Origin of the sequence: Lentzea kentuckyensis, from assembly GCF_002150765.1 — a bacterium.
Classification (GTDB): domain Bacteria; phylum Actinomycetota; class Actinomycetes; order Mycobacteriales; family Pseudonocardiaceae; genus Lentzea; species Lentzea kentuckyensis.
In genome coordinates this window covers 22061-28060 of the sequence record NZ_MUYM01000149.1, presented here as the reverse complement: position 1 = coordinate 28060, position 6000 = coordinate 22061, and the positions used below count along the sequence as shown (strand labels likewise).

The window sequence follows — 6000 nt, the reverse complement described above, 5'->3', positions numbered from 1 at the left end:
TCGCGGTGCGCACCGCGACCGAGGGTCTGGCGGTCGGGATCAAGCTCGGCGCACTCAACGGGCAGTCGTCGAGCCATCACGTGCTGGGCAGTACCTACCGGCTGCAGGGCAGGCACTCCGAAGCGCTGGCCGAGCTGCAGCTCGCGTTGTCGTTCGCGCTGAAGGCCGCGAACAAGCGGACTCGTGGAGAAGCCCTCGTCTCGTTGGCCGAACTGCACATCGACCTGGAACAGCCCGAGCTCGCGATCGAGTTCGCCACGCAAGCGCGGGACCTGAGCCGTACGAGCGGTCATCGCCTGATCGAAGCGGAAAGCCTCCGGGTGCTCGCGGAGGCTTTCCTGGCCCAGGGACGGCCGGTCGAAGCTGCCGCGTTCGCGGATCGGGCTCATGACCTGCACCTGTTGTCCGGATACCGGCTCGGCCTCGACCGGGTGCGGAGCGTGCGTGACCGGCTGGCCGTGCCGTCGACGACCTGAACATGCTGGACCCGATGCGGTTCCGGGTGATGTTCTGGGCCGGTGACCGTTGAGGACGTGCTCGAGATCCTGGCCGCGCTGGAAGAAAACGACGTCTGGATCGGCGGCGGTTGGGGCGTGGACGCGTTGGCCGGGCGGCAGACTCGCCCGCACGACGACCTCGACCTCATGCACCGCAAGGACCAGGAACCCGCCGTGCTCGACGCCCTGGCCGCGCTGGGGTTCGCCGAGACGCTGTCGTGGCGGCCGGTGCGGTTCGTGCTCACGGATCCCGCCGGTCGCGAGATCGACCTGCACCCGCTGCGCTTCTCCGCCGACGGCAGCGCTGAGCAGTCCTCGCTGATGGCCGAACCGTTTCGATACCCGGCGGAGTGCTTCGTCACCGGGACGATCGGCGGCACCGCCGTGCCATGCCTGTCCGTGGCGCAGCAGCTCTAGTAGACCGTCGCGCCTAACCTTTGGGGTAGAGGTGGCGGAGTTTGACGCGTGCGTCGTCGGTGGTGAACTGCCAGCCGACTCCGCGCTGGTTGGTGTTGGTGGTGTGTTGCCAGGCGGCGAGTTCGGTGTTGAAGGTGTCGAGGTCGCTGATGCGGCGGTCGAGACATTGCCGCGACAGCGCGGACAGCTCGATCTCGGCGATGTTGAGCCAGGATCCCTGTTTGGGGGTGTGGTGGATCTCCAGGCGCTGGGGCAGGGCGAAGGCCTCGCCTGGGGCGAAGGCGTCGTAGAGCGAGGCGATGCCGTGGGTGTTGAGGTTGTCCATGACCAGCACCACGGTCTCGGCGTCGGGATAGTCCACGGTCAGCAGTTGCTTGACCTGCCCGGCCCAGTCGATTTTGGTGCGCTGGGCCAGGGCATGCACCCGGCGCCACCCGCGCAAGGGCTCGGTCCACACGAAGATCGAGCAGGTGCCGCACCGGACGTATTCACTGTCCTCACACCGATCCTTGCCCGGCCGGGCCGGCAGCGGGTCGCGGACCTGGCCGAGCAGCCGGAAGGGTTTCTCGCCCATGCACACGACAGGGCGGGCGTCGATCCGGCCGCGCTGGTCGAGGTGATCAACGAGGCTCAGGCGAGTCGGGCGGTTGCTCAGGCCGAACTCGTGGACGTTCCGACCGCGCGTGGGTTCGAGGGTGCCGAGATCCACGCCATGATCGACGCGCTCGGGGACGTGGGCGCCAAGCTGACAGGAGTCGAGCCGGAGACCCTGGGTCTGCAGCACCGTTATGTGACATCTTGACCTGCCCTGCAGGATGGGTTCCAGAATTGGTGGCTAACTGGCGGCCTGTTCGAGAGGCTGTGCACTGTGCCCCGTGCGTACCCCGCCGAGTTCCGAGCGCGTGCCGTCGCGCTTGTCCGGGCCGGTAGAGAGCAGAAGCAGACTGCTGCCGACCTGGGTATTCATCCGGTGACGTTGTCGAAGTGGGTCAAGCAGGACCGGATCGATCGGGGCGAGATTCCCGGCACCCCGAGCAGCGAGTCCGTCGAACCGCGTGCCGCTCGACAACGGATTCGGGAGCTGGAGACCGAGTTGTTGATCGTGCGTCAGGCAGCGACGTTCCTGGGGACGGAGCGTCCCCGCCCAAAGGTTCTACCCGGTGATCGACAGGCTCACCGACGCCGGGATTCCGGTCGACCGTTCCTGTCGCGTCCTCGGGGTCGCCCGCCAGAACTACTACAAGGCCAAACGAACACCGACCACGCCGACGGAGCTGCGACGCCGCTGGCTGACCGGCGTGATCCGGGAGGTGCATGTCGCCTCTCGTGGTACCTACGGCCATCGACGGGTGCACGCCGAACTCACTCTCGGCATGGGCATCACCGTATGCGAGCGAACCGTATGGCTACTGATGAACCAGGCCGGCCTCCACGGACTCCCGGGCCAGCACGAGTCAAACAGCTCCGCGGCGTCGCCACCGCCGGCGACCTGGTGAACCGCAAGTTCCATCGACTGAAACCGAACGAACTGTGGGTCACCGACATCACCCAGCACAGAACAAGGGAAGGATGGCTCTACTGCGCCGCAGTCCTCGATGCGTTCAGCCGTCGCATCGTGGGCTGGTCGATCGACTCCACACAGGACTCAACCCTGGTCGTCAACGCACTCGACATGGCCATCGCAACCGGCGCCCCGAGCCCGGCGGCATCGTCCACGCCGATCACGGAACCCAGTTCACCTCCTGGGTCTTCGGCGACAAGATCCGCTCAGCCAGCCTCCTGCCATCCTTCGGAACCGTAGGCGACGGCCTCGACCACGCGATGATGGAGTCCTTCTGGTCATCGATGCAGATCGCGAGCTACGGAGCTCGCGTGGGAGCTGTCCGGCGATCGCTTCGAGCATCAGGCGCAGCGCGACTTCAGGATCCACGCACACATCAGCGCCTCGCGCAGGGACAGATAGTCGTATGCCATCAGAGTGAGTATGAGGTCGGTAGCGACCACCAGCCAGCGTGGCGACATCGACCGGCTCACCAGACGTGCCGCGACCGCGTGCGGAATCGTCCGGTGGTGTTCGGCGACGCGACTGCGGACGAGCTCGGTGGCATCCCGGTGGTTCAAGTCGCCCAGCGGCGGCTCGGCGGTTCGGTCATCCGGTCCGCGTTCTGAACTGCATTGGGCTCGCGCGCGGACCAATCGCGGGCACGGTCGAAGGGTTCGATCTCTGTCGGCTAATGCTGTCATCAGCATCACTCTTCGTGAATATGTTTCCGTGGGGCCTGGCCATCGTAAGTATTTGGCTCATCTGTGGGTTCTCTGTCTCGGCACCATTTACGGCCATTGGCATCCGTCCAACGTACCCGCCAGGCCGTAACGCGAACATCTTCTGATGGAGCTGATACCGCCAAACGTGTCTTGGTGTCAGGTTTGAGGATTTTTTCGTTGTTCCACAAGGGTGTTTCTTGGTTTAATTTCATGTCGTCTACCCATATCTCTGCCCTTAGGTCAAGGATTGGGTTACTGCTTTCATTTGTAATCTCAAAGGATGACCCGGCCGCCGGGCCTGTGGGCCACGTGTCTGCGCGATCCTGCTTGCCGATCGTGATTCGTGGACCTAGCCTTCTATCGCCAGAGAACCCGAGAAACATAAACTCAATGAGGATTAATCTGGCCTGCGCTTTGCCTGCTTCTTCAGCCTCGCGGCTTGCTTGACGCTTATCGCTTTGGCGTTGTACAAGGTTTATAACGGCGACGGCCAATGCAATTACTACCGCGCATGCCGTTGCGATAGTGCTGCCGATTTGCCAACCGTTTACCTGTTGCGCAATCAACATAGCGTTTCTCCATATTCGAGTGATGTGAGGGCCTTGATCGGTCGCGCCTGCCGTAGAGTTCTCCTGCTGTCAGAGCTTGATAGATGTTTGTCGCCGAACGGCGACTTGATGTTTCACTTTTGAGTCCCAAGTTGCAATCGCGGAGCGCGCCGCGGGAGACAGCCATGATCGAGTTCGGCCAGAGCTAGTTGTGGTGGCCGAGGTCTGGACTCCAAGCTGATCGCTACGGCATCGGTGGTTCTGTTCACTGGCCTGGGCGCCACGACGACACTACGTCATTCGGGTGAAGGCTGTAACCGCCGAATGCAGTCATGCGAGTAGGAGGTACCAGTCGCAGCAGGGAGGACGCCATGTCCGTGCTCGATTCCCTCAGAAGCCTCCTCGGCGGAGGCGGCAAGAAGACGCTGCCGCTCGTCCTGGCCGAAGGCGAGGTCGAAATAACTCGTACCGTGGCGTCGTTCCGGCCTGGTGGTCTCACGTCGGTCGGCGGTGACCTGGTGCTCACCAACAAACGACTCGTGTTCACGCCGTTGGACGTCACTGGTGTCGTAGGCGTGCTCACCTGGGCGCTGGGCAAGGTCGGTGCGCCGGATGTCCTGTCCGGACTGCCGGAGAAGATCGGCGACCGGATCAGGCTGGAGGATCTCGGGGCTCCGCCCGGCGTCGCTGCCGGCGGGCCACCGAGGCCGTTGATGCCGCCGACCATCCTCATCACCGGAACCAATGGCGCGGTCAGCGAGATTGGTGTCCTCGCACATCGCCACAGCTACAACGGCTCCAGCGCCAACGCGGTGGAGCGAGATCGCATGCTCGCTGCCATTCGGGCAGCGATGAGGCTGTGAGTGAGATGACTTCTCGGCTGAGAACGTCAATCGCACTGGGCGCATCACTTGTGCTCGTGCTCGTAACCGCGGCCAAATGCCCGCCGCCGTCGTGGTTGAGCAACGCGGACAACGTCATCCAGAGCGCACCCGCCGCTGACGACATCCTGCACGGCTCCTTCAATTCCGGAAGCCTTCGCGCTGATGCGGAGGAACTGCTCCGCAACGCGCCCAAGTCCAGCGGCGCTGAACAGGCGGCGATCGACGCAAGAGCGGCGTCGATGGCCAAGCTCCGGAATGGGCTGGGCGAGATCGAACGGATCAACCAATGGGCGGTCGAAGACCGGCGAACGGTCACGAGGCAGGCTCAGGTGGCGGCGAACTCCGTTCCGGCCACCCCCACCCTGCGGCAGAAACTGACCGAGGTCGCGGAGCAGATTCTCAGAGACGTGACCTGCGACGTCGTCTTCTCGGCGATGATCGAGGCCGAGAAGGCGGCGGCCGGTGATCCGACGGCAGAGTTCCCGGACGCGGGCAAGCCCGCCGTCGAGGCGATCCGCGACTTCGCGATCCGTGCGGTCTCAGCGAAGTTCGATTCCAGGGTGCTCACGTTCGCTCAGTGGACGCTGTATGCGAACAGCGTCTACGTCAAGGTGATCGCCAAGGGCGACCGGAACGAGGACAAGATCGTCAACAACGGTGAGAAGGTCGAACTGCCGAATTGGGTCGGGACCAGGGCGTTCGTCTACTACGCCAAGTTCTGCCTGGCGCCGCCGAAGTGATCGGGTTTTCGGCATTGGCATTTCGCATTGCCGGGGTGGTCGACGGCTTGGACCTTGACCAGCAGGTCGTCACGGATGAACGACGGCTTGCTCACGGCGGCGGCGAAGCGCGCCAGTTCGGCGAGGCCGGCGTCGGTGACCATGAACAGAGCCGCTTGCAGACCTTCCTCAACGAACGAGCGCAACGTGTGCACATGCTCATCACGTCCGGTGAACTCAGCGATGTCGTGAAGGAGCTGCTGTGGAGGAGGTTCGGCGTCACGTCCGTAGAAGTGCACACTTCCAACTGATGCCGCCTGCACGACGTTGCCAGCCACATCACCGTATATGCGGTTGAACGTTCGTTGTGATGCACCGTCGTCTGGCATTGCCCAATTATCGCCACGCTTGACGGCGTACTGGCCGCATCTGGCCACACGTACCCGAACAGCCGCCGCTACAGCAACGACGTCAGGCTGACGTGCTGGGCGGCCACGTGCATGCTCGGCGCGGCGTAGGCCCTTCGCCGAGGCTCACGAACCGAGGGAAGTGCTTGCGCATGACGAACCACTGCACAGTTCCCTGCGATAGAAGTACGCGTGGTCGGCATCCGAATCTGGTGCATGGACGTGGGTCGGCGGGTCCAGGGATTGGCGCCGAATCCCGATCG

8 protein-coding genes and 1 pseudogene are annotated in these 6000 nt (G+C 63.8%); 6 read left to right on the top strand and 3 right to left on the bottom strand.

The features are described from left to right. Together B0F77_RS43985 and B0F77_RS43980 are read left to right on the top strand one after the other, a co-directional pair. The coding region (locus tag B0F77_RS43985; protein ID WP_143467237.1) for a tetratricopeptide repeat protein at positions 1 to 476 on the top strand (476 nt) is incomplete at its 5' end. Positions 477 to 518: 42 nt separating this feature from the next. Further along, a complete protein-coding gene (locus B0F77_RS43980) occupies positions 519 to 914 on the top strand; it encodes a nucleotidyltransferase domain-containing protein (protein WP_086669018.1) in 396 nt (131 codons plus the stop codon). Between the two features lie 13 nt (positions 915 to 927). Here B0F77_RS43980 and B0F77_RS43975 read toward each other — a convergent pair whose 3' ends face one another. After that, positions 928 to 1488 (bottom strand): transposase, encoded by a 561-nt coding sequence (locus B0F77_RS43975; protein ID WP_086669023.1) that lies wholly within the window; start codon positions 1486 to 1488, stop codon positions 928 to 930. A 42-nt stretch (positions 1489 to 1530) separates the two neighbouring features. Between B0F77_RS43975 and B0F77_RS48840 the strand changes: the two genes are divergently transcribed. Continuing rightward, entirely contained in the window at positions 1531 to 1716 is a 186-nt protein-coding gene (locus tag B0F77_RS48840; RefSeq protein WP_169731070.1) for a hypothetical protein, read from the top strand. A gap of 66 nt (positions 1717 to 1782) precedes the next feature. Further along, a pseudogene (locus tag B0F77_RS43970) lies at positions 1783 to 2768 on the top strand (IS3 family transposase); the annotation flags it as partial. A 395-nt stretch (positions 2769 to 3163) separates the two neighbouring features. Here the strand turns inward: B0F77_RS43970 and B0F77_RS47500 are convergent. Beyond that, positions 3164 to 3748, bottom strand: coding sequence for a hypothetical protein (locus tag B0F77_RS47500; protein ID WP_143467236.1), 585 nt, complete (start codon positions 3746 to 3748; stop codon positions 3164 to 3166). 350 nt (positions 3749 to 4098) lie between these two features. On the opposite strand from B0F77_RS47500, the gene B0F77_RS43965 reads away from it, so the two are divergent. Together B0F77_RS43965 and B0F77_RS43960 are read left to right on the top strand one after the other, a co-directional pair. Beyond that, positions 4099 to 4590 carry a hypothetical protein gene (locus B0F77_RS43965; RefSeq protein ID WP_086669017.1) on the top strand — a complete coding sequence of 164 codons (492 nt, stop codon included), beginning with the start codon at positions 4099 to 4101 and terminating at the stop codon, positions 4588 to 4590. Positions 4591 to 4646: 56 nt separating this feature from the next. Beyond that, positions 4647 to 5351 (top strand): hypothetical protein, encoded by a 705-nt coding sequence (locus B0F77_RS43960; protein WP_143467235.1) that lies wholly within the window; start codon positions 4647 to 4649, stop codon positions 5349 to 5351. Here the strand turns inward: B0F77_RS43960 and B0F77_RS49470 are convergent. Continuing rightward, positions 5318 to 5719, bottom strand: a complete 402-nt coding sequence (locus B0F77_RS49470; RefSeq protein ID WP_211294343.1) for a hypothetical protein — start codon at positions 5717 to 5719, stop codon at positions 5318 to 5320. The genes B0F77_RS43960 and B0F77_RS49470 overlap by 34 nt on opposite strands. Positions 5720 to 6000 lie beyond the last annotated feature (281 nt).

What these genes read in the sequence shown, in the direction of transcription:
- B0F77_RS43975 (WP_086669023.1), bottom strand. Translation starts at nt 1,488, where the DNA reads ATGGGCGAGAAACCCTTCCGGCTGCTCGGCCAGGTCCGCGACCCGCTG.
- B0F77_RS47500 (WP_143467236.1), bottom strand. Translation starts at nt 3,748, where the DNA reads ATGTTGATTGCGCAACAGGTAAACGGTTGGCAAATCGGCAGCACTATC.
- B0F77_RS43965 (WP_086669017.1), top strand. Translation starts at nt 4,099, where the DNA reads ATGTCCGTGCTCGATTCCCTCAGAAGCCTCCTCGGCGGAGGCGGCAAG.
- B0F77_RS49470 (WP_211294343.1), bottom strand. Translation starts at nt 5,719, where the DNA reads ATGCCAGACGACGGTGCATCACAACGAACGTTCAACCGCATATACGGT.